25 protein-coding genes and 1 pseudogene are annotated in these 22,734 nt (G+C 40.0%); 21 read left to right on the forward strand and 5 right to left on the reverse strand.

The features are described from left to right. The first annotated feature begins 48 nt into the window (after positions 1-48). The 5 genes from ACFX4N_RS00795 to ACFX4N_RS00815 all read left to right on the forward strand — a co-directional run bounded on the left by ACFX4N_RS00795 (position 49) and on the right by ACFX4N_RS00815 (position 4,852). On the forward strand, positions 49-879 hold the full coding sequence (locus ACFX4N_RS00795) for a hypothetical protein (RefSeq protein WP_057273340.1): 831 nt from the start codon (positions 49-51) through the stop codon (positions 877-879). Between the two features lie 140 nt (positions 880-1,019). Continuing rightward, a complete protein-coding gene (locus tag ACFX4N_RS00800) occupies positions 1,020-1,904 on the forward strand; it encodes a superoxide dismutase (RefSeq protein WP_029322263.1) in 885 nt (294 codons plus the stop codon). Between the two features lie 158 nt (positions 1,905-2,062). Further along, complete coding sequence (locus ACFX4N_RS00805; RefSeq protein WP_255256021.1) at positions 2,063-2,197, forward strand: hypothetical protein; 135 nt, start codon at positions 2,063-2,065, stop codon at positions 2,195-2,197. Between the two features lie 330 nt (positions 2,198-2,527). Continuing rightward, positions 2,528-3,085, forward strand: coding sequence for a 3D domain-containing protein (locus tag ACFX4N_RS00810; RefSeq protein ID WP_013057420.1), 558 nt, complete (start codon positions 2,528-2,530; stop codon positions 3,083-3,085). Positions 3,086-3,364: 279 nt separating this feature from the next. Then, complete coding sequence (locus ACFX4N_RS00815; RefSeq protein WP_192100356.1) at positions 3,365-4,852, forward strand: DHA2 family efflux MFS transporter permease subunit; 1,488 nt, start codon at positions 3,365-3,367, stop codon at positions 4,850-4,852. A 32-nt stretch (positions 4,853-4,884) separates the two neighbouring features. Here the strand turns inward: ACFX4N_RS00815 and ACFX4N_RS00820 are convergent. After that, a pseudogene (locus ACFX4N_RS00820) lies at positions 4,885-5,564 on the reverse strand (YetF domain-containing protein). Positions 5,565-5,722: 158 nt separating this feature from the next. Here ACFX4N_RS00820 and ACFX4N_RS00825 point away from each other — a divergent pair. From ACFX4N_RS00825 to ACFX4N_RS00840, 4 genes are all read left to right on the forward strand, one after another. Continuing rightward, positions 5,723-6,367: a LytTR family DNA-binding domain-containing protein gene (locus tag ACFX4N_RS00825; RefSeq protein WP_014459738.1), complete on the forward strand. Its 645-nt coding sequence runs from the start codon at positions 5,723-5,725 to the stop codon at positions 6,365-6,367. Positions 6,368-6,499: 132 nt separating this feature from the next. Then, positions 6,500-8,014, forward strand: a complete 1,515-nt coding sequence (gene scpC / locus ACFX4N_RS00830) for a succinyl-CoA:acetate CoA-transferase ScpC (RefSeq protein ID WP_057273338.1) — start codon at positions 6,500-6,502, stop codon at positions 8,012-8,014. Positions 8,015-8,133: 119 nt separating this feature from the next. Continuing rightward, entirely contained in the window at positions 8,134-9,096 is a 963-nt protein-coding gene (locus ACFX4N_RS00835; protein WP_192100357.1) for a quinone oxidoreductase family protein, read from the forward strand. Between the two features lie 104 nt (positions 9,097-9,200). After that, positions 9,201-9,971: an SDR family oxidoreductase gene (locus ACFX4N_RS00840; RefSeq protein ID WP_057273336.1), complete on the forward strand. Its 771-nt coding sequence runs from the start codon at positions 9,201-9,203 to the stop codon at positions 9,969-9,971. Between the two features lie 22 nt (positions 9,972-9,993). On the opposite strand, the gene ACFX4N_RS00845 is transcribed toward ACFX4N_RS00840, so the two are convergent. Continuing rightward, positions 9,994-10,776, reverse strand: a complete 783-nt coding sequence (locus tag ACFX4N_RS00845) for an SDR family oxidoreductase (protein WP_013057413.1) — start codon at positions 10,774-10,776, stop codon at positions 9,994-9,996. A 307-nt stretch (positions 10,777-11,083) separates the two neighbouring features. Between ACFX4N_RS00845 and ACFX4N_RS00850 the strand changes: the two genes are divergently transcribed. Together ACFX4N_RS00850 and ACFX4N_RS00855 are read left to right on the forward strand one after the other, a co-directional pair. Beyond that, positions 11,084-11,281 carry a hypothetical protein gene (locus ACFX4N_RS00850; RefSeq protein WP_013057412.1) on the forward strand — a complete coding sequence of 66 codons (198 nt, stop codon included), beginning with the start codon at positions 11,084-11,086 and terminating at the stop codon, positions 11,279-11,281. Between the two features lie 142 nt (positions 11,282-11,423). After that, the gene (locus ACFX4N_RS00855) at positions 11,424-11,696 is read left to right on the forward strand and encodes a hypothetical protein (RefSeq protein WP_057273334.1); all 273 of its coding nucleotides are present in this window, start codon (positions 11,424-11,426) and stop codon (positions 11,694-11,696) included. 29 nt (positions 11,697-11,725) lie between these two features. On the opposite strand, the gene ACFX4N_RS00860 is transcribed toward ACFX4N_RS00855, so the two are convergent. Next, positions 11,726-11,962 (reverse strand): hypothetical protein, encoded by a 237-nt coding sequence (locus ACFX4N_RS00860; RefSeq protein ID WP_013057410.1) that lies wholly within the window; start codon positions 11,960-11,962, stop codon positions 11,726-11,728. Positions 11,963-12,229: 267 nt separating this feature from the next. Here ACFX4N_RS00860 and yjcZ point away from each other — a divergent pair, with 267 nt between their 5' ends. Continuing rightward, positions 12,230-12,367: a sporulation protein YjcZ gene (gene yjcZ, locus ACFX4N_RS00865; RefSeq protein WP_013057409.1), complete on the forward strand. Its 138-nt coding sequence runs from the start codon at positions 12,230-12,232 to the stop codon at positions 12,365-12,367. Between the two features lie 192 nt (positions 12,368-12,559). Here the strand turns inward: yjcZ and ACFX4N_RS00870 are convergent, their stop codons facing one another. Further along, positions 12,560-12,760 carry a cold-shock protein gene (locus tag ACFX4N_RS00870; RefSeq protein WP_013057408.1) on the reverse strand — a complete coding sequence of 67 codons (201 nt, stop codon included), beginning with the start codon at positions 12,758-12,760 and terminating at the stop codon, positions 12,560-12,562. A 283-nt stretch (positions 12,761-13,043) separates the two neighbouring features. Here ACFX4N_RS00870 and ACFX4N_RS00875 point away from each other — a divergent pair, with 283 nt between their 5' ends. The 3 genes from ACFX4N_RS00875 to pdxR all read left to right on the forward strand — a co-directional run bounded on the left by ACFX4N_RS00875 (position 13,044) and on the right by pdxR (position 16,749). Next, positions 13,044-14,744, forward strand: a complete 1,701-nt coding sequence (locus tag ACFX4N_RS00875; RefSeq protein WP_057273333.1) for a pyruvate oxidase — start codon at positions 13,044-13,046, stop codon at positions 14,742-14,744. A 142-nt stretch (positions 14,745-14,886) separates the two neighbouring features. Continuing rightward, positions 14,887-15,129, forward strand: a complete 243-nt coding sequence (locus ACFX4N_RS00880) for a hypothetical protein (protein WP_192100358.1) — start codon at positions 14,887-14,889, stop codon at positions 15,127-15,129. Between the two features lie 186 nt (positions 15,130-15,315). Then, positions 15,316-16,749, forward strand: coding sequence for a MocR-like pyridoxine biosynthesis transcription factor PdxR (gene pdxR, locus ACFX4N_RS00885; protein ID WP_063671808.1), 1,434 nt, complete (start codon positions 15,316-15,318; stop codon positions 16,747-16,749). 206 nt (positions 16,750-16,955) lie between these two features. On the opposite strand, the gene ACFX4N_RS00890 is transcribed toward pdxR, so the two are convergent. Continuing rightward, positions 16,956-17,156 carry a cold-shock protein gene (locus ACFX4N_RS00890; protein WP_013057405.1) on the reverse strand — a complete coding sequence of 67 codons (201 nt, stop codon included), beginning with the start codon at positions 17,154-17,156 and terminating at the stop codon, positions 16,956-16,958. A 348-nt stretch (positions 17,157-17,504) separates the two neighbouring features. Here ACFX4N_RS00890 and ACFX4N_RS00895 point away from each other — a divergent pair, with 348 nt between their 5' ends. From ACFX4N_RS00895 to ACFX4N_RS00920, 6 genes are all read left to right on the forward strand, one after another. Then, on the forward strand, positions 17,505-18,383 hold the full coding sequence (locus ACFX4N_RS00895; RefSeq protein WP_192100359.1) for an NAD(P)-dependent oxidoreductase: 879 nt from the start codon (positions 17,505-17,507) through the stop codon (positions 18,381-18,383). 23 nt (positions 18,384-18,406) lie between these two features. Next, positions 18,407-19,201, forward strand: a complete 795-nt coding sequence (locus tag ACFX4N_RS00900) for a GDSL-type esterase/lipase family protein (protein WP_098196589.1) — start codon at positions 18,407-18,409, stop codon at positions 19,199-19,201. A gap of 13 nt (positions 19,202-19,214) precedes the next feature. Further along, positions 19,215-20,126: an ABC transporter ATP-binding protein gene (locus ACFX4N_RS00905; protein WP_013057402.1), complete on the forward strand. Its 912-nt coding sequence runs from the start codon at positions 19,215-19,217 to the stop codon at positions 20,124-20,126. After that, positions 20,119-21,099 (forward strand): ABC transporter permease, encoded by a 981-nt coding sequence (locus ACFX4N_RS00910; protein WP_014459751.1) that lies wholly within the window; start codon positions 20,119-20,121, stop codon positions 21,097-21,099. The genes ACFX4N_RS00905 and ACFX4N_RS00910 overlap by 8 nt, the downstream gene beginning before the upstream one ends. A 133-nt stretch (positions 21,100-21,232) precedes the next feature. Then, a complete protein-coding gene (locus tag ACFX4N_RS00915) occupies positions 21,233-21,496 on the forward strand; it encodes a hypothetical protein (RefSeq protein WP_308355136.1) in 264 nt (87 codons plus the stop codon). Beyond that, entirely contained in the window at positions 21,497-21,943 is a 447-nt protein-coding gene (locus tag ACFX4N_RS00920; protein WP_013057399.1) for a DUF6376 family protein, read from the forward strand. The last annotated feature ends 791 nt before the right edge of the window (positions 21,944-22,734 follow it).

Below are 22,734 nucleotides of genomic sequence, written 5' to 3' on the forward strand. Positions count from 1 at the left end.
TCAGACACATATGACGTATCATTTTAAGGAAAGTGAGTTGCAGAGCTGTTGCTTGATCAATATGAAAAAATAAATAGTACGTATGATAAGATAGATGAACTTCAGCTGCCATTTGATAAGCCTGTTTTAGTGGCGATCGAGTGGAACGGAGTGCTGTTTGAGTTTTTAGTCAGATTAAAAAAAGAGTCTTCGCATTTGCTTGTGTTTGGTTCAGGCGGAGGAGCAAGTCAGGAAATGCCGGCAGGACCTCCATATTTTCAGCGGCATTCGTGGATGAATGAATTCGAAGATTCCATTATTTATTATAACGATCCTACGCTTTATTTAGGAAAAGTGTCGCTTGCGTGGGGACAAGGGACGAGCAATCGTTTTTATTTAAAAGACATTGCCGTTTTAATTGAAAAATTCATGAAAAAAGCGCAGGTGAATTCGTCTAACGTGCTGTTTTACGGATCTTCAGGCGGCGGCTTTATGTCGATGTTTTTGGCGGGGTACGTAAAAGGAGCAAAAGCGCTTGTTAATAATCCGCAGACCTGTTTGACCAAGTGGCTGAAAACGCCGGTTCGGCAAGTGTTTAATTTATCTTATCCCAACCTGACAGAAGAGGAAGTGATAGTCTCATACGGTGAGCGAATCAACGTAGTGAAGTTTTTTAGCCATATTAACTATGTGCCAAAGATATATTATTTGCAAAACGGGGCGTTTGAATATGATATGAACAATCACTTGCTTCCATTTTTAACGGATTTGCAGCATATGCCAGACGGCTGTGAAATCAATAATATAAAAGTGGACCTTTATTACAATCCAAAGCTGAAGCACGCGGCTGTTAGTAAGCAAGAAACGATTGATTATGTGAATATGGCAAAGAATATATAAGAAAAAAGGCAAGAGTTCAAGTGTAAAGGAACCTTTGCCTTTTTTATGTCGAATTTTCTAACTCAATAGATACAAGTAGGCAGTTATGTTGCTTTTTCTTTTGAATATGATAGTGAAGATGAGGTGTAAGGAGGGGAAGTATGGCCGATCAAGATGAGAGAAAAAGATACTTGATGGAAGTTCAGACCTGGCTTGAACAAGTGTGTGACCCTGTATTTGAAGAAGCCATTACAGAAGTAGATATAACGTCATATATCACGCGCACGCAAGAAGACGTTCTTGAATATTTAAGTGAAGAAGATGTTAACGAATATACGTTAGAAGAAATCAACAATGCGGTGCGGCATATTGATAAAGTTTTAAAAGAGCGACTTGGAGATGACGGCAGGGAGCGGGAATCTATAGCGCCGGGACGACACGAGCTGCCGCCGCTTGGCTATAGCTATTCAGCTCTTGAGCCGTATATTAACCGGGAAATTATGCGTCTTCATCACAGCAAGCATCACCAAAGCTATGTCGATGGATTAAATAAAGCAGAGCTCATGCTGCAGCAAGCCCGTAACACAAATAATTTTGACCTCATAAAACACTGGGAACGGGAAGCTGCTTTTCATGGATCTGGTCATTATCTGCATACAATCTTTTGGGAAATTATGAGTCCAGAAGGAGGAGGAAGACCGAGACGACAGCTGTTGCAGCAGCTTCAAAAAGACTTTGGCAGCTATGAGAAATTTATGATGCACTTTTCTCAAGCTGCTAAAAAAGTAGAAGGTGTGGGGTGGGCAATTTTAGTATGGTCCCCGCGTTCGCGCAAGCTCGAAGTTCTGCAAGCGGAGCGTCATCAGCTGCTTACGCAGTGGGACACCATTCCGCTGCTTGTATTAGACGTATGGGAACACGCTTATTATTTGCAGTACAAAAATGAACGTGATCCGTACGTTGACAACTGGTGGAAAATAATTTACTGGCCGAATGTAGAAAAAAGGTTTGAGGCAGCTAAAATGCTTCAGTGGCAGCCATATTGAAAATTAGTGTAACCATTATAATTTAAAGATAAAAGAAGCTGGGACCACAGTATTTTAATTGAAGTAAAATCCGAACGAGTTTGATTCTTGATTGAGAATCAAACTCGTTCGGATTTTTTCATTGTTATGACAATCATGTATGTAGTGGCTTCTAGCTGTTGATTGGAGGGCAAGACGAAGATTCCTGCGGGAATAGCGGAACAGATGAGACCCCGCAGGAGCGTAAGCGACGAGGAGGCTCATCGCCCGCCCGCGGAAAGCGAAGTCTTGCACGGAAATCAGCAGCGGTGTAAAAAGTGATTTATATTAGATCCTTTATTTTATTTTTTTATTTTTAAATAAACTATGTTCTAAATAATCAATTTAAAATAAAGCATAAGCCTCTAGAACCAGTTGAATGTTACAAATGAAACAATTACGTATAAATGTGTGTAAAACCCCCGTTATATGCCTAAATATGTATGTTTTTAAAGTGTGAAGGTGATTATTTTACTAGTTTAAAAGGAAGAATATTTATTTTTACTGTAACTAAACTATCAAACTATTGACATGTTACTGAAATATAACTGTAATATTCATGTGTTATTTTTTATGTATTGGTAGATAAAGGGGAAATCAATTACATGAAAAAGACAATGATTACGTTCAGTTTAGTTCTAATGTCACTGTTCGGAGTGGCAAGTGGTGCATCAGCTGCAACAAATACATATACAGTAAAAAGCGGAGATTCGCTATACAAAATTGCAAAGACATATAAAGTATCGGTTAGTCAGCTGAAACAGTGGAATAACTTAAAGTCAGACAGCATTCATCCTAAACAAGTATTAAAAGTATCTCAAGCAAAATCAAGCACGCCTGCTAAAGCAGCGCCTGCGAAGTCTTCAAACGTTGTGAAAGAATTTAAAGTAACAGCAACAGCGTACACAGCGAACTGCAAAGGCTGCAGCGGAAAAACAGCGATTGGAATTGACTTGAAAAAGAATCCAAATCAAAAAGTGATTTCTGTCGATCCAAAAGTGATTAAACTTGGTTCAAAAGTATACGTAGAAGGTTACGGCACGGCAATCGCAGCTGATACGGGCGGTGCGATTAAAGGAAATAAAATTGACGTTCTTCTTCCTTCTCAAAAAGAAGCGTTAAAATGGGGAAGAAAAACAGTAAAAGTTCAAATCTTAAAATAAGTATTTCTTAAGGAAATGAGAGCCTTCGTTGAAGGGCTCTCATTTTTTTCTTCATTAAAGGGCATGCTACTTTATATATACTGATGGAAAAGTTTTACGAAAATGATCATATTTGTTGACAAATATTTCGGAAACGGATATATTTATCCGGTATATAATTAAGTTCATTAAATATTCGTGACATAAATTAATAGAATGAACACATAAAATATATTCTTAACCTGTTTGTCATCTGAAGATTTACATACAGATAATTTTAAAGGGAAAGGTCTTGTTAAAATGAATACACAAACACAACAGTCCGATCAAGCCCGAACTCGGTCTATTTTTGGCGTAATGATAATGGGAGCGCTCGTCGCTTTTTTAAATCAAACGCTGATTAACATTGCGCTTCCGCAAATGATGGATCATTTCCATGTAACGGCGGCTACGGGCAACTGGTTAACAACTATCTTTATGTTAGTAAACGGAATTGTTATTCCAATTACAGCATTTTTAATGAATCGATTTACTACAAGGCAGCTGTATATTACAGCAATGGGGCTGTTTACAGTAGGAACACTGCTTTGCGGTATTGCACCGACATTTTCCGTTATTTTAGTGGGACGCGTCGTGCAAGCAGCAGGAGCAGGGATTTTATTTCCGTTAATTACCAACGTTATCTTTACATTATTCCCACCTGACCGACGCGGCTTTGCGATGGGGATTTTTGGTGTAGCGATGAACTTCGCACCGGCAGTAGGGCCGACGCTTTCTGGTTTAATAGTTGAGCACTACTCATGGCGCGTTTTATTCTTTATGATGTTTCCAATTGCACTTATTAACGTAATTGCGGCGATTATTTTAGTGAAAAACGTGACAGAAACAAGCCGACCTAAGCTAGACGTGCTTGGCGTTATTTTATCAACAATTGGATTTGGCGGCTTGCTGTATGCGTTCGCTACGGGCGGTACAAAGGGCTGGACCAGCACTGAAGTACTAGCCATGTTCATTGTAGGCGGTATTTCAATTCTGTTCTTTATTTTCCGTCAGTTAAAAATCGATCAGCCGCTTCTTGAATTCCGTATTTTCCGTTACCGTATGTTCACTTTAACAACAATCATTAACGTGATTGTGACAATGGCAATGTTTTCAGGTATGATTTTAATGCCGATCTATATGCAAAACGTACGTGGTTTTTCACCGTTTCTTTCAGGCTTGCTGTTACTGCCAGGGGGAATTGTAATGGGGGTTATGTCTCCGATTACAGGACGGCTGTTTGATAAGTTCGGCGCAAGATGGCTTGCTGTTATTGGTTTAGCGATTACTGTTGTGACAACATATGAATTAACAAAACTTGAAACGACAACAACATTTATGTATGTAATGATTGTTTATACTGTTCGTATGTTTGGTATGTCGCTGCTCATGATGCCAATCTTTACAGCAGGGTTAAATGAACTTGCGCTTAGCTTAAATAAATACGGCACAGCGATGGTTAATACGCTTCGAATGGTTGCTGGAGCTGTAGGAATGGCGTTCTTTGTCTCCATTATGATGAATCAAGGTGAAAAACACGTGAAAAACATCGTGATGAATCAGCAAATTTTGCCGACAGATAAAGGCAGTATGACTGAAGCCGTGAATCAAGGTACGGCAATGGGCATTAACGATGCGTTTATGATCGCAACGATTTTAAGTGTGATCGCGTTTGTTTTAGCCTTCTTTATTCGCAAAACATCACCAAAAGAAGATACTATTACAAATCGTGTAAAAAAAGCAAGCTAATAAAAAATCCGTGCCTTTTGGTACGGATTTTTTTATGAGTTAAACTTGTCTTTTTTATAGTCAATATAAAGGGATCCGTCTGACTGAACTTCAGCATAAAACACTTCATCAATTGATTTGACTCCAGCTTTTTCAATCTGCTTATGAAGCAAATTGTTATCTAAATGCAGGTCCTTCAACGCATCTTCATTCACTTTTCCGTCGTAAATAACGCCTATTGAAGTGGGAAATAAAAGCGTTTTTGACCACGAGTTCGGCTTTTTATCTTGTTTTTGCATAACGGAAAGGTTTCCGTTGATTTCTAATATGGCGATTCTACATCTTTTATGGAAAATACGTTTTGCTGCCTCAGCATGCCTAAAAGAGATTCAATATCTAGCCGTACTTGTTTTAATGCCTTTTCCATCACTTTTCCTTGCTTAATCACAATTTTGGGTTCGCCGGTAATAAGATGCCGTGCTTTTTTCGATTTCATTCCAATATAGCCCATAGCGATCGTTAAAAATGTCCAACCTAGCAGTGAATAAACCCCTTTATCAATCTCTACTCGCTCATCAGTGGAGAGGGAAGAAGCGATATTACCAATCGTAATTGCCGTAATAAATGTAAATACATTTAACTGGCTGATTTCTGTTTTTCCCATGAGCCGCGTTAAAAGAAGCAGCACAAAAAATGAACAGGTGATTCGAAACGTCGATTCAGCATAGCCCATACATTTCACCCTTCCTTCATTTCATTGTTTTATGTTGTGAAAAAATAGAAATTTTATGCAGTTGAAAAGATAAATTCCATGCTTCTTTCCCACTCGCTTTTGCTTTTGCGCTACAATAAAGAAGCAGCGTGTTTGACTAGACAAAAGAAGGTGAAAAGATGAAACCATTTAAAGCTTCAGCATTATTAGACGTTATCAGCGAATTGTTCTCTGATGAAGCGTCGATTGCCGTTTCAGATCTAGAAACGTACGTGTATTACCGGGCAAGTAAACGAATTAATTTAAAAATTAGCCCTGGAGATCAAATTAAAAAAGGAACGATTACATATAAAGCATTAGAACGAAAGCAAAAAGTATCGGAATTTATTCACCGAGACGTGTTTGGCACGCCTTACTACGGCATGGCCGTACCTTTCTTAGATGAAGGAGATGTTCAAGGATGCGTAACGGCGATTTTTCCCGCGTTAACGAGCGGAAAGTCAGTTGTGACGTTAAAGGTGAACGAGGGATGGATACCGGTTCCTTTCTCAAAAATCATCTACGTAGAAGCGCGTGACCGAAAAACATATGTGTACGCACAGAAGTATACGGGTACGCATAAATACACGTTAAATGAATTTGATTATGTGCTTCCAAAAGAAGAGTTTGTGCGCTGTCATCGTTCATTTATCGTCAATGTGACGCAAATTCAAGAAATTTATCCTGATACACATTCAACTTTTTTATTAGTGATGAACAATGGAGAAAAAATTCCGGTCAGTCAGTCGTACGCCAGTTATTTTCGAAAGCTGCTTGGGTTTTAACCGTCATTTAGCTTAATTATCATCAAATATGCTGTTTTGTCGCTATTTTTGTCCATTTCATTCCAAAAACTCTTGTAGTCGCTCGCTTTACAGTAAAATGGTAAAAAAGAGCAAAAACAAGGAGTGAACAGAATGGAAAACGTTTGCAGTCGAATTAAGCATGAAGCACTAAAGAATCGCGTTGTCTCTGCTGAAGAAGCAGCGTCTTGGATTCAAGATGGAATGACTCTTGGTCTAAGCGGTTTTACACGCGCGGGGGATGTCAAAGCTGTACCGTTTGCGCTAGCGAAACGAGCGGAAACAGAACCGATAAAAGTAAGCGTGTATACCGGTGCTTCACTTGGGTCAGATGTGGATAAGCTATTTGCAGAAAAAGGCATGTTAAACAAACGCCTTCCGTTTCAAGCTGACCCGACGATGCGTAAAAAAATTAATGAAGGTGAATTTCAGTTTATTGACCAACATTTATCGCATACTTCTGAATGGGTGCGTTCAGGCGTGTTAGATTCAATAGATTTCGCTATTTTGGAAGCGGTTTCTATCACGGATGACGGAATGATGATTCCAACAACGTCAATTGGCAATTCGATGGTATTTGCCGAGCATGCAAAATCTATTATTATTGAAATTAACACAGCGCAGCCAGAGCTGTTAGAAGGCATTCACGATCTGTATGATCCGGGCGTTCAAGGACAGCGAGATGCAATTCCTTTGAAAAAATCTGATGACCGGATTGGTTCGTTAGGCATACCAATTGATTTAGATAAAGTAAAGGGTATTGTATTTACAAATCAGCTAGATTCACCGTCTACGATTGTAGCACCTGACGAAGAAACGGTTGTGATGGCTCAAAATTTGATTTCATTTTTACGTGAAGAAATTAAAGAAGGGCGATTAACTGAATCGCTTGCGCCGTTACAATCTGGAATTGGGTCCGTAGCAAATGCCGTTTTCCACGGTTTGTTAGATTCAGAGTTTCATGATTTAGAGGTGTATTCAGAAGTATTGCAGGACGCCGTGTTTGATTTATTTGACGCAGGAAAAGTTACGTTTGCTTCCTGCTGCTCAATTACGCTTTCAGCGGATAAAATGAAACAAGTTTTCTCTAATTTTGAAGCCTATCGAGATAAACTGATTCTTCGTCCGCAAGAAATTTCAAACCATCCCGAAATCATTCGTCGCTTAGGACTGATTTCAATTAATACTGCGCTAGAACTAGACATTTACGGAAACGTTAATTCAACGCATGTGATGGGAACAAAAATGATGAACGGAATCGGAGGTTCAGGGGATTTTGCCCGAAATGCGCGCCTTGGTATTTTTGTAACAAAATCCATTGCCAAAAACGGCGATATTTCAAGCATAGTTCCGTTTGTTTCACACGTTGATCATACGGAACACGATGTGGATGTGATTGTAACAGAGCAAGGATACGCAGACTTGCGCGGACTCGCCCCAAGAGAACGTGCAAAGTGCATCATTGAAAATTGTGCCCATCCAATGTACCGCGACCAGCTTATGGCGTATTACGAAGAAGCGCTCACGCGAGGCGGACAAACACCGCACGTTCTTGAAAAAGCCTTTTCTTTTCATACGTCTTATCAAAAAAATCGAACGATGCGAGAAATCGTAGTGCAAACAAATTAAAAAAACGCCTTGTCTCATCAAGAGACAAGGCGTTTTTCTGCTGAGTCAGAAACTTGTGTTTGTTATCTCTTTGAATTACGATGAAAGGGAATACATAAAGAAAACGAGGTAACTTATATATGAAAGCATTAGTATTTGAAAGGTTTGGAGGACCTGACGTTCTTCACTATCAAGATATACCGAGCCCCTCTATTGGTCCAACAGACGTACTAGTAAGAACAAAAGCAATTGGACTTAATTTTGCTGATGTGTACCGAAGAAAAGGGAACTACCACTTAACGGGTAAACCTCCGTATATTTTAGGATATGAAGGAGCAGGTGTGGTAGAAGAAGTAGGAGCAGAAGTAAGTCACGTTAACGTAGGAGACCGTATTGCTTTTGCTGACGTCCCTTTTGCAAATGCAGAGCTTGTTGCCGTGCCACAGGATAAAATCATTGCGGTACCCGATGATATTTCGTTTGACGCAGCTGCTTCAGTGCTTTTACAAGGGTTAACGGCGCACTATTTAACACAAGACAGCTACGGCATTCAGCCTGGCGATTATGTGCTTGTTCACGCAGCTGCTGGAGGAGTAGGTCAGCTTTTAGTTCAAATTGTCAAGCTATTAGGCGGACAAGTCATTGGCTTAACGTCATCTTCTGAAAAAGCAAAAGCAGCGGCTCAAGCAGGCGCTGACTATGTCTTTTTATACGAAGATAACTGGGTGGAACAAGTGAAAGATGTAACGAAGCGAGGCGCAGATGTTGCCTACGAATCTGTAGGAGTTACGCTAGAAAAAAGCTTTGAAGCCGTAAAAACAGGCGGAACCGTGGTATTTTACGGAATGGCAGGAGGCGATCCGGCCCCGGTCGACCCGCGTATGCTGATGGATACCTCTAAAACGCTTACAGGCGGAGACTTGTGGAACGTGCTTGTGTCATATGAAGAACGTAAAGTACGTTCACAGCAGCTGTTTGAGTGGATCAGTAAAGGTCAGCTTGTGCTAACCGATCCCGTGGTGTTTGATTTAAAAGACGGAGCAAAAGCACATGAGCTGCTTGAAAGCCGGAAAAGTACAGGGAAAATTTTGTTAAGACCGTAAAAGAAAAGCCCTTTAGTCAAGGGCTTTTTTCTGTTAGTAAAGGAGAAACTAAGGAACTGTCTAATATATATAGTAGATAAGTAGAGTGAAAGAGGTGAAGGTAGATGAAACATGCATTGATTACAGCGGGTCATAAAGGTATTGGCAAGAAGGTAACAGAACAGTTTTTAAAAAAGCAGTATTCCGTTACCGTCCATTTTCGAAGTGATAAAAATAAAGTGCGAGAACTGCAAGAAGAATGGCATCAATATAAAGACAACGTACAGTTTGTAGAAGGAGATATAACGAATAAAGCAGATATTGAACATGTCGTTGCGCAGGCTATGGAGCAATTTGGACGTATTGATGTTTTAATTAATAATGCAGGTCCGTATGTATTTGAAAGAAAAAAATTAATAGAGTACACAGACAGTGAATGGTATGAAATGCTGGAAGGTAATTTAAGCTCCGTTTTTCATTTTGTAAAAGCTGTTGTTCCTATAATGAAAAAACAGCAGTTTGGAAGGGTTATTACATACGGTTTTCAAGATGTAGAGCATACCCCTGGATGGATGTACCGTGCGGCTTTTAGTGCCGCTAAGTCAGGGCTAGCTTCTCTGACCAAATCGCTTGCTCTAGAAGTAGCCGAATACGGGATTACGGCCAATATGGTCTGTCCCGGAGATATTGTGGGAGACATGAAAGAAAATGATATCATAACAGCAAGATTACTAGAAGACAAGGAAACGCCTGTCGGTCGATCAGGGACAGGAGAAGACATTGCGCGTATTATTGAGTTTCTTTGTGATGAAAACTCAGATATGATTACAGGCAGCATTATATCCGCTTCGGGTGGAGTAAACGTTTTTCATAAAAGTAAAAAAATAAGCCCCTGACGTTGATGCAGGGGCTTGTACGTTACAGCAGTGATTCTCCGCCATCAATAAACATTTCACTTCCGGTAATATGTTTGGACGCGTCAGAAGCTAAAAAGAAGATTAAATCTGCTACTTCTTCGGGCTTAGCCGAGCGTTTAGCAAGCGGCTGATTGCCATTTGGATATTCAATTGGAATCGCGACTTCTTTTAATTTGTCTTCTTGACGGAATGTATTGCTTTCAATATTTGTATCAACTGCTCCTGGACAAATGACGTTTACCCGTATTCCGTATGTAGAAAGTTCAAGAGCTGCCATTTTGCCGAAAGCCATTTGGCCAGCCTTTGAGGAACTGTATGCGCTCATGCCGATATTTGAAAATGTACGGTTGCCGTTAATCGAGCTAGTAATAATAATGCTTCCTCCCTGAGCTTTCAAATAAGGAATAGAATGCTTTACGGTTAAAAAAGTACTTGTTAAATTTGTATCAATTGTTTTTGTCCAATCTTCTGGTGATAGTTCTTCAATAGAAGAGAACGTACCGTTGATGCCTGCGTTAATAGAAACAATATGTAATTGACTCCATAAGCTGCTGATCGTTTCGATACTCTCTTTTATACTTTCAGAGTCAGATACGTCTGTTTTAATGGCTATACACTCTCCGCCGCTCGACATGATGGTCTCTTTTACTTCTTGTAATTTTTCTTCCTCTAAATCTAAAAGAGCAACGCGCGCTCCTTGTTCAGCTAATGTAATGGCTGAAGCACGTCCAATTCCAGACGCCGCTCCCGTCACAAGCGCAACTTTCCCAGTTAATGCAATCATTTGTAACCCCTCCATATAAAAATGTTGTTTCCTTTCTTTAGCCTATACGAAGGAAATAAAAACCTCTTTTAAAATATTTGTGTTTAAATTTGCTGAAAGATGCCAAAAGGAAAAGAGAAAACAGCGGCGAATTATTAATATGACGCCAGAACATGGAAAAGCTAATGTCAAATGATCCTACTTGAGTAGCTAAAGATATACCCTGTCTTTTCAGAAGAATGTTTATATAAAATTTTACATCAGAGGGACTTGCAAATCGTTCCTTGAAAGCTTACACTAGTAAAGCACAGAAAAAGGACGGTGTTTTATGAAGAAGAAAAATAATGTGATTCCATTCCCGCAAAGAAGGGAAGCGGCTGCTTATGTTCCCGCTTCTATTAGCTTAGATAAGGATATTGTGGAATTTTTAGAAATTATGAATTTTGAAGATCGCAATGATTTTTTAAACGAAATGATTGATTCATTTTTTAAATATGTAAAAGGTGAAGAAGACGAAGTAAGATAAAAGGTAACGTAAAGACATCCAAAGAGATGTTTTTTATTTTGTGACCAATTGCTTAAAAGGCATGCTTAAGCCTCGTATAGTTATTTATGGTATAGTATACATTAGATACTATCTAGCAGGTGCAAATGCGAGGAGTGATAAGATGAGTGGATTTAAAAAAGACATTCGTGCCGGATCTGAAGAAACACACTCACTAGAACAATTAAAGCATGAAATGGAGCAAAGCCTGTGGAATTTAAGAAAAGATTTGCGAAATGAAAATCGCTCGGAAACGGAAATGGCAATGATTAAAATTTCGCTGCTGTCACTATTTGAGGAACAGGCAAATAAATTGAGTGAAACTGAGCTTTCTGACTACCTTGCCGATTACCACAAAAGAGTCGAGCTGTTATTCGACAGGTATAGCTATAAATAAGACAAGCATCCTTGCGGGGATGCTTGTTTTTATTTGAGCAAAATTCGCTTGTATTCATTGCGCTTCAGAGGTTTGGATACATACCCGTCGGCTTCTAGCTGATAAATAATGGTGGCAGCTGCATACACGCTAAAGGCATGATCAAGACCAAAGTAGTCTTGCAACGCGGCGACGCTCACTTCCTCTTGAAAGATTTTACTGCGATTCGATAAGACAATAGGGTAGACGTTTTTAACGATTTGCTTTGAAATTTCGAGTGTTAACATATTAAATCCCTCCCGTTTGAGTGTACATAACTAAACGTATTCAGCACGGTGTACATTCATGAAAAAGGGAGCGATTACATTTTTAAAAGATAAAGAAAAGAGGAGTAAATGCCCATAAAATCAAATGTTTTATCTCTTTGTGGGGCATGTTTGAAAAACGCAGTATTTTTAGTGTATGACAAACATTTTCAAAAGTTCTATGGAATTATTAGGAGCAATTTAACTAAATCCACATATCTTAAAGTATAGCAAATGGAGGTGAAACACATGGGATACTACGGAGGTTACGGATACGGTTGTGGTTATGGCGGCGGTGGCTGCGGCGGCGGTTTCGCTTTAATCATTGTACTTTTCATCTTATTAATCATCATCGGCGCTTCTTGCTTCGGCGGCGGCTGGTGCTAATTATTAAAAAATGATGACGACGCAACATCCACACTTTATTTCTTCAACTATTTCTTCCACAAAAGGTCTCTTCGGGATGAAGAGACTTTTTTAGTTTATTATTTATAATAACGTGTACAAACTACACGTTAAAAAGGTTTTATGCATGGTTCTACATAAAAAAAAGACTCTGATTTCAGAGTCTTTTTCTACTTATGCTTTTTGAACGTTAGCAGCTTGAGGTCCGCGTTGACCTTCTTCAACGTCGAATGTTACAGCTTGACCTTCGTCTAAAGATTTGAATCCTTCGCTTTGGATTGCTGAGAAATGTACGAATACATCGTCGCCGTTTTCGCGCTCGATAAATCCGAAACCTTTTTCTGCGTTAAACCATTTTACTGTACCTTTTTCCATGAATGTTGCCTCCTCGTGTGCTATGCACACATTGTATTACTATCCTTGCTCATGATCAAAATCTTTAAGACGAAAGTATTCACCTATCGATTGTTGCCGAACAAAAATAATTCTTCTTATAGAATAGCAAAAGTTAATGATAATTGCAAGGAATGAAGAAAATTTAACGAAAATGGTTCATTCATTTAATGAAAGAAAACGAAAATTATACGAGTGAAAATAAGTAAGAAAGAGCGTATCAGGTCACACTATCTCTATATATAAGAAGAAAGGGGTCAGTCATATGTTTAAACAAAAAGCAGGGGAAAAACTGATTGAACTGTTAATTGAATGGGGCGTTGACCATATTTACGGCATGCCAGGAGACTCCATTAATTCAATTATTGAACCGCTTCGCAAAGCCCAGGACAAAATTAAATTTATTCAAGTGAGGCATGAAGAAGCGGGAGCTCTCGCAGCGGCTGCATATGCAAAGCTAACGGGTAAAATCGGTGTATGCACGGCTATTGCCGGACCGGGAGCGATTCATTTACTGAATGGTTTGTATGATGCAAAGTTAGACAAAGCTCCCGTTTTAGCACTTACGGGGCAAGTGGAGTCTGATCTTATCGGAAGCGATGCGTTTCAAGAAATTAATTTAGAGCGAATGTTCGATGACGTGGCTGTATATAACCAGCGAATCATGTCCGCTGAACAGCTTCCCACTGTTGTCAATCAAGCGATTCGAACAGCTTATGCTAAAAAAGGTGTGGCTGTGTTAACCATTCCCGATGATATCCCTCGTTTTGAAATCGGATCAGAAGCACGAGAAACATCAAGCATAATCGTTAAACAAGACGTCTTTCCTCACAGAGAAGACCTTGAAAAGGCAAAAGATTTGATTGGTAAAGCAGAAAGTCCGGTTATTTTAGCCGGTCGAGGCACACATGAAATGAGAGAAGAACTGCTTGCGTTTGCAGAGAAAATCGCAGCACCTATTGTTCTTACGCTTCCTGGAAAAGGCGCAATACCGGATGAACATCCGTATTGTCTTGGAGGACTTGGATTAATCGGGACAAAGCCAGCGTATGAAGCGATGCAAGAAGCGGATACGCTCATCATGATTGGAACGTCCTATCCGTTTACAGGCTTTTTGCCAGACCATGCGAAAACGATTCATATTGATATTGATCCTGCACAAATTGGCAAAAGATATCCTGTAGATGCAGGGCTTGCCGGAGAAGCAAAAACAACAATTCAGTGGTTCTTAGAAAACGTTGGCCGCTCAGAGCATCGCCAGTTTTTAGAGCAAAGTCAAGAACGTATGAAAAAGTGGTGGAGTCAGCTTGATACTCAAGAGGCAAAAGAAAGTCTACCTATCAAGCCTCAGCGAGTAATTCGAGCGCTTCAGCACGTAGCGGCTGATAACGCGGTCTTGTCCGTAGATGTAGGAAACGTCACAGTATGGATGGCGCGTCATTTTCGTATGACAAATCAGCAGTTTGTGATTTCAAGCTGGCTAGCGACTCTCGGATGCGGGCTGCCGGGCGCACTTGCTGGAAAAATTGCTTATCCGGATAAGCAGGTGTTTGCGGTCTGTGGAGACGGCGGCTTTGCGATGACCATGGCAGATTTTATTACAGCTGTTAAATACAATCTTCCGCTAGTTGTGGTGCTATTTAATAACCATAAAATCGGTATGATTAAATTTGAACAAGAAGTAATGGGAAATGCTGAATTCGGCACAGACTTAACAAATCCGAACTTTGCCAGGTATGCAGATATTTGCGGAGGTGTTGGCTACCGAGTAGAAAAAGAAGAAGAGCTGCTGCCAGCTTTTGAAAGTGCTGTTAGACAAAACAAGCCGTGTATTATCGATGTAATCGTTGATGCAAACGAAGCCCCTATGCCAGCTAAGATTACGCTAGGGCAAGCAACGGGTTATGCCAAGCATATGGTGAAAGAATTATTTCAAGAAGGCAAGCTAGATTTACCTCCTCTATAAAAAAGAGGCCGTGACGAAAGTAGTTTAGTTGAAGAAAGATCCGAACGATGAATCGAGATTCTTGATGGAGAATCAACTTCGTTTGGGTTTTTTTTATTGGCATGGTGAATGTAGTTTTCATGTATTTCGTTGCTTCTAGCAGTTGATTGGAGAGCAAGGCGAAGACTCCTGCGGGAAAAGCGGAATAGGTGAGACCCCGCAGGAGCGTATGCGACGAGGAGGCTCATCGGCCGCCCGCGGAAAGCGAAGTCTTGCACGGAAATCAACTGCGGTGTACCAAGCAACCCATATGAGCTCATGTATCCCATTTGTTCGTCTTCAGATTGGACTGGTGTGGTTATGTCTCAATCTCTTTTTTACGGTGAAATTTATTCAATATGATTAACTATAAAATTATTATGTAAACTAAAATACCTAAAAATGAAAAATAGCTACTATTATAATTTTTGATAAAGTGGATGAGCAAAAAAACACCGAATTGGATGGTCTTTTTTTATGAAACTGCTTTAAGATAAGAGAGATAAAGGATAAACTACTAATAAGAAAGTTTAAATGTAAGGACTGACGCCGCATGAACTGGAGACCAGATCGCGCTAGCAAAAAAGCGATTTATAAACAAATTGCAGAATATATTGAAAGCTGTATTTCATCGGGAGCGTTTCCGCCGGATTCTATGCTGCCATCAGAACGAACGCTTGCTGCTGAGCTAAACGTGAACAGAAGCACGGTAGTAGCTGCTTATGAAGAGCTGCAGGCACTTGGAATCGTAGAACGTAAAAAAGGAAGCGGCACGCGAGTTAGTTCGAGCATCTGGGGAATTTCCCGTAAACGTATTCCAAACTGGGGGAGATATGTAGAAGACGGTTCATTTTTGCCTAATTTACCGCTCGTACAGCGAATAAGAAGCGAAGCTTTGCGAACAGATTTTGTAAACTTAGCCAGCGGAGAATTAGCTCCTAGCTTGTTTCCAAATGAAGATTTTCAGCGAATATTAGCGGGCATGCCGTTTAATGAGCATTTAGGCTATGATCATCCGCACGGCAATGAACGTCTGCGTGACGCTATTGCTGCTCATGTTCATGAGTACCGGAAAATCTCCACCGATGCTAATTCCATTTTAATCACATCAGGTGCACAGCAAGCACTTCATTTGATTGTGCAGTGTTTGTTAAAACCAGGAGATGCAGTAGCGATTGAAGATCCGTCTTATAGCTATTCACTGCCGCTTTTTCAATCAGCAGGTTTACGAACGTTTTTGCTGCCTGTAGATAAAAATGGAGCCAACCCGGACGACTTAGTAGAATTACATAAAAAGCATCGCATTCGTATGGTTTTTTTAAATCCGTATTATCAAAACCCGACCGGTATTGTGTTATCAGAAGCGCGTCGAAAGCGGTTTTTAGAGCTTTCTTCAGAATACGGCATTCCGCTTATTGAAGATGATCCTTATTCACTCACGGCATTTGACGGAAATGTACATCAAACGCTGAAATCGATGGACGAGAACGGAAATGTCCTCTATATCAGCTCGCTTTCTAAAATCGTGGCATCGGGCCTTCGAATTGGCTGGATAGTGGGGCCAGAGCAAGTGATTCAGCGCCTGGCAGATGCTAAGCAGCAAATTGACTTTGGTCACAGCATCTTTCCGCAGTGGATTGCTTATCAATTCTTAGATTCTCCTACGTTTTCTTCGCATATTGAAAAGCTTAGACAAGAGCTCAAAAAGCAAGAGTATGCCCTGTCGTCGAGTCTGAACGAGTTGCTCGGATCAAAAGTATCTTTCGATTCGCCTCAAGGCGGGATTCACTTATGGTGCAAAGTGAATCAGCCGGTCGATGACTATCGTCTATTGGAAGAATCGCTTAAAAGAGGAGTGGCTTTTGTCCCAGGAAGCGTGCTGAGTTCTCAAAGCGGAGCTATTCGCTTTACGTTTGGCAGAGGAGAAGAAGAGGTGATTCGAGAGGGAATTAAACGATTTGCGAGCGCCCTAGAGAGTCTGGAATAGCTATAAACATAGGTAAACGTGCCGGATGAAAGTTTTATTTTATTATTTCGTATAGATTGTTATGATCTTGTGCTATACTAAGAGTACCATTAACTTTACTTCTGTATTTGTACCGACTGGCCCTGTTGAAAAACAGGGCTTTTTTTTATGTTTGTACACAAAAAAACAGATCCTTTAAAGGATCTGTTTCTGATATGTTGTGTTTCTTATGCTTTTTGAACGTTAGCAGCTTGAGGTCCGCGTTGACCTTGTTCTACGTCAAATGTTACAGCTTGACCTTCGTCTAAAGATTTGAAGCCTTCGCTTTGGATTGCTGAGAAGTGTACGAATACATCGTCTCCACCTTCGCGCTCGATGAATCCAAAACCTTTTTCTGCGTTAAACCATTTTACTTTACCTTGTTCCATAATTGTTGCCTCCTCGTGCGGACTCGCACATTGTGGTACTATTCTTGCTCAAATCTAAAGACGAAAAGTGACAATACTCATACATCCCCACCGAACAAAAATAATTCTCTTACATCTTAGCAGAAATTTCCTATGTTTGCAAGCGCTTTATTTAAAAACCATTCGTATTTTTTTGACAAGTTTTTCATAAATCATGTCTAAAAAATGTCACATTTTGAACATTATAGAAAGGCTATTCTTTGTATTCGCTTTTACTGTAGTTATATAATAATGAAAATGTGCTTTTTCTAAAGATAGACGACAAGTATAAGAAACGTACATACTGAGTGCTGAAATGGAGTGGTAAAGATGAAGGTGGGTTTAATTGGTTTAGGAAATATGGGATTACCGATGGCGGAAAATATGATAAAGGCGGGTCATGAACTTGTTATTTATAACCGCACTGCTTCGAAGGCGGAAAGTCTTGTGAAAAAAGGAGCAAAGGTTGTGGAGACACCTGCTCAAGCAGCACAAGAAGCGAATCTTGTCTTTACGATTCTTTCCAATGACAAGGCTTTAGAAGAAGTAACGCTTTCAGAAGCCGGTGTACTTGCAGGCCTTCAAGAAGGTGGTATTCACGTCTCAGTGAGTACTATTAGCGTAGATTTGTCGGAAAAATTAACAAGTGCACATGCTGCATCAGGACAGCATTTTGTTGCAGCGACTGTTTTAGGTCGCCCCGACGCAGCAGCAGCTGCGGCTCTCAAAGTAATAGTTGCAGGTAATAAAGAAGCAAGAGAGCACGTTTGGCCGCTGTTTGAAGCGATTGGTCAAACTATTTTCACTGTAGGAGACGAGCCTTACTTATCAAATGTAGCTAAGCTTGGCAATAATTTTTTATTAGTTTCGATGTTAGAAGCTGTTTCTGAAGCAGTAGTCATGGTAGAACAGTATGGCATGCAAGCGGAGGAGTTTCTTGAAGTGGTTAATAGCTTATTTGCATCTCCTGTGTATAAAAATTACAGCAATTTAATTGCTAAAAGAGACTTTGAACCAGCCGGGTTCAAGCTGGAGCTTGGACTAAAAGATGTAAACTTGGCTATTGATGCAGCCAAAAAAGTGTCCGCTCCGCTTCCGTTAGGAGAGCTTGTGAAAGGTCATTATGAACAAGGAATCGAAAATGGCTGGGGTCATTTAGACTGGTCCGCTTTACTAAAAACAGTTGAAGCTCTAAAAAAAGATAACTAAAAAGACGAAAAGGAGTGCAGCCAGTGAAAGCGAAAGGAAAGTGGGTATGGATTGTATCCTTTATTTCGATTATTTCGTGTCTGCTGTTTGCAGCTGGGCTTGGAATGTCTATTTATGATTATGTTAGCGCCTCAAAAGCTACTGTAAAAGAAATGCCAAAGCCAAAGCAGGAAACAAGCAGCAGTAACAAAAGTACAAAGAATTATACGATTGTCGCTTTAGGAGATTCACTGACAAGAGGAACAGGAGACGCAGCGGGAAAAGGATACGTTGGGTATTTAAAAGAGAATCTTGAAGAAAAAACGAAGAAGAAAATTCTTTTAAGTAACTTTGGAATAAAAGGTCAAACGTCTTCGCAGCTGGCAAGTCAAGTAAAGCAGCAGCAAATTCAGCGGCAGATTAAGTCGGCAGATACCGTGCTGATCACCATTGGAGGAAATGACTTATTTCAAGGCGGACAAACGCTGCAGAACTTAAATAAAAACAATATTCAAAAGCTAGAAAATGACTATTTAAAAAACGTAGACAGCATCTTAAAAAGCATCCGGTCGGCAAATAAAGACGCAACAATTTTTTTAATTGGTTTATACAATCCGTTTAGTAACCTGCAAGATGCAAAAACGACAACGGCTATTGTACGAGAATGGAATTACAGAAGCAGTGAATTAAGTGCTAATTATAAGCAAACTGTTTTTGTACCGACCTTTGATTTGTTTCAGCTAAAGGTAGATGACTACTTATATACTGATAAGTTTCATCCGAATGCAAAAGGCTACAAGCTGATCGCAGAACGTGTAGCATCGCTTATTACATGGTAAGGGAGGGAATGATATGAGTGAAGTAACGCTTTCAGTAAAAGGACTGAGAAAAGTAATAGGAAAACGTGAAATCATCAAAAATATTGATTTTGAACTAAAAAGAGGCGAAGTATTTGGTTTTTTAGGGCCAAATGGAGCTGGTAAAACAACAACGATCCGAATGCTTGTCGGCTTGATTCGCCCGACGGCTGGTTCGATTTCTATCTGTGGGTACAGCGTATCGAAGCAGTTTACAAAAGCGATGGAGCATATCGGCTGTATTGTTGAAAATCCTGAGCTGTATCCATACTTAAGCGGTTGGGAAAATCTGCAGCACTTTTCACGCATGATTCCTTCTATGACGGAAGAACGCATTCATGAAGTGGTGGAATTAGTTGGCTTACAAGAGCGTATCCACGACTTAGTTCGCACGTATTCATTAGGTATGAGGCAGCGTTTAGGAATTGCGCAAGCGCTTCTCGGAAAACCGAAAGTGCTCATTTTAGATGAGCCAACGAACGGACTCGACCCATCTGGGATTCGGGACATGCGTAAATTCATTCGCTTTTTAGCTGAAAGTGAAGGTCTAAGCGTCTTAGTATCGAGTCATTTGCTGAGTGAGATTCAGCTGATGTGTGACCGAGTAGCGATTATTGCAAAAGGAGAAGTTATTCACACAGAATCGGTGAAGACCCTGTTAACTCAGCAAGAGCGCTTACTGTGGAAGCTAGATCCGCAGCCTGCGGGAATAGACGTCTTAAAACAAGTGACGGACTTTGTGCAAGTGCAGGGGGAATATGTCACGACGTTTTATGAAGAATCTGAAGTGGGAGAGTGGAACAAACAGCTCATTCAAGCAGGAGTAACGGTAAAAGAAATGAATCGAAAGCTTCCAACTCTTGAAGATTTATTTATCGAAATGACAGGAGGCGAATCGATTGATTAGTTTGGTTCAAAATGAAATGATCAAGCTCGTTCGAAAAAAGCGCCTGTTAATCGTTACCCTTATTATGGGCGTTTTGATTTCCATGTTCACATATGCTCAGCTTCGCGAAACGCAGCGCCTTCAAGAAAAGCTAGGAACGACCGATTGGCGCAGTACGCTGCAGCAAGAAATTATCGATACGCAAAACCGGCTGAGCGGAAGCCAAATTTCAGATGATTGGCGCAAGCAGCTTGAAATTCGCGTGGCGCAGCAACAGTATTACTTAGATAACGATATCAATCCTTCAGAACCAGGAGCCCCAACGTTTGTGCGAGGGTTCATTGAAAACGCCATTCAGCTTTTGCTGCCGCTGATGATTATGATTATTGCAGCGGATTTAGTGTCTTCAGAATACAGCTTGGGATCCATCAAGGTATTGTTGACGAGGCCTGTGAAACGCTGGAAAATCCTGCTTAGTAAATATATCACGCTCGTCATGTCCGTCTCGTTTTTAATTTTAATGTTTGGCGTTTTGTCGTATCTCATTTCTGGTGTTGTATTTGGATTTAAAGGCTGGACAGCGCCTATTCTTACGGGATTTAGCGTGCAGGGCAATGATTTGAATACAGCGGACGTTCATTTAATTTCGCAGTGGAGATATATTTTAATGGAATTTGGCCTTGCTTGGTTTGTATCACTTGTTGTTGGAACGCTTGCTTTTATGCTGTCCGTTTTAATTAAAAGTACGGCTGCTGGTATGGGTGTGATGCTTGCTTGTTTGATTGCAGGTACGATTTTAAGCAGTATGGTTTCTTCGTGGAATTCAGCTAAGTACTTGTTTATGGTCAATTTAAATTTAACTTCTTATCTGCAAGGCACAGCTCCTCCGACTGAAGGAATGACACTAGGATTTTCCTTGGGTGTTTTAACCATTTGGGGACTTGCCGGGCTGCTCGTGTCGTTTCTGGTATTTACCAAAAAAGATGTGTACTAATTCCATATAAGTTGACGATAATCAGGAACATACGTTATGATTGTTTTAACAAAAAATGCTGTTTTGTTCAAAGGGGAGTAGCTCTTGCAGTAAAGTCGTCATTTCGAGATTATTATCTCCGGCTTTATTGACAATGCAAATTGTTAGCGAGACCTTTGCCAATGTTGCCATTGGTAAAGGTCTGGATAAAAACACCTTTACCACATGTGGTAAAGGTGTTTTTTGTCATTTCAAAATGAGAGAGGAGCTTAAAAATGTCAAAACTATCGAGACTGTTAAAAAGCCCCGCTGTAAAAAAAGGAATAAAAAAAGCTGTACCCATTATTATGAAAGAGTTAAAGAAACGAAAATCGAAAAGAAGATAGCAGAAAAGAAAATAAGAAAGGTTGAGTGCTAAGTGAAAAAGTGGATGCTAGTCATATCAACTGCTGTTCTTTTTATGGTCGGAGGCTGTTCTTTTCTTGAAGATACAAGCAGTACGTTGAACTACGCAAACGATGCGAAAGATTACGTGAGTGAAGCACAAAAGTTTGCTGAAGAAATACCGCCTCTAGCGGAAAAAGCTGTTAATGACGACGAGGCAATAAAGAAGCTAGAGCAAAAGCTGCAGCAAATGAAAGGGAAAGCTGAAGAATTTAATAAAACAAAAGCTCCTGACATCGCTTCTGATGTGCACGATCAGCTTGTTCAACAAAACGAAAAAATCATTAGTGGAATTGAAGCGTATGAAGCCAATATAAAGGATGGCAGCTTCAATCCAGAAGCGCTAAAAAACAGTGAATTGTTTCAATCAATTCAAGATGTATCAAGTATTATGAAACAAATTAAAGAATTAGGTCAGTAAGAAAACGCAACTGAGAAAAAAGTATGTTAACTAAAGAAAATCCGAACGATGAATCAAGGTTCTTGATGGAGAATCAACTTCGTTCGGATTTTTTCATTTGTAAGGTGAACGTAGGATTCACGTGTATAGGTGCTTCTAGCTGTGGATTGGAGGGCAAGACGAAGACTCCTGCGGGAAAAGCGGAACAGATGAGACCCCGCAGGAGCGCAAGCGACGAGGAGGCTCATCGGCCGCCCGCGGAAAGCGAAGTCTTGAACGGAAATCCACAGCGGTGTCACAAGCGATTCATACTAGCTCATTGATCCTCTTTGTTCACCTTTAGATTCGATTAATGTAGGTATGTCTTATGACTCAACCTCGTTTTCTTGTTATAAATGTAAAATTATATAAATATATCTATTTATTAGAAGACAAAAACCTTCTCTTTCTTTTTTACATCTACGAAATTTTGTTAGAAGCTGTGACAAACTTAATGTCTGCTTTTCATATCCTATGTATAGTACATATATACACACCGCTTGAAATAAATTTTTTTTTAAATTAAAAGAGGGCGTGGGAACGTTGATGTATTAGGTAATAAGACTCATTTAAAAAGGAGGGTTCATCCAATTAATAAAAACTATAGTCTTTGGTTTTAAAGAGAGAAACTAAAAAAAAATTTTTCGGTTTACAAAAAGTTAATAAAACGCATACAAATGGTTTACTAAAAAATCAAAAAATTTACATCCTTTATAAATCTTTTCTGCTATACTATTTTTGAACAGTTGCTAGATTTATAGCGATGATAACTT

Origin of the sequence: Priestia sp. YIM B13551, assembly GCF_042787905.1 — a bacterium.
Lineage (GTDB): Bacteria > Bacillota > Bacilli > Bacillales > Bacillaceae_H > Priestia.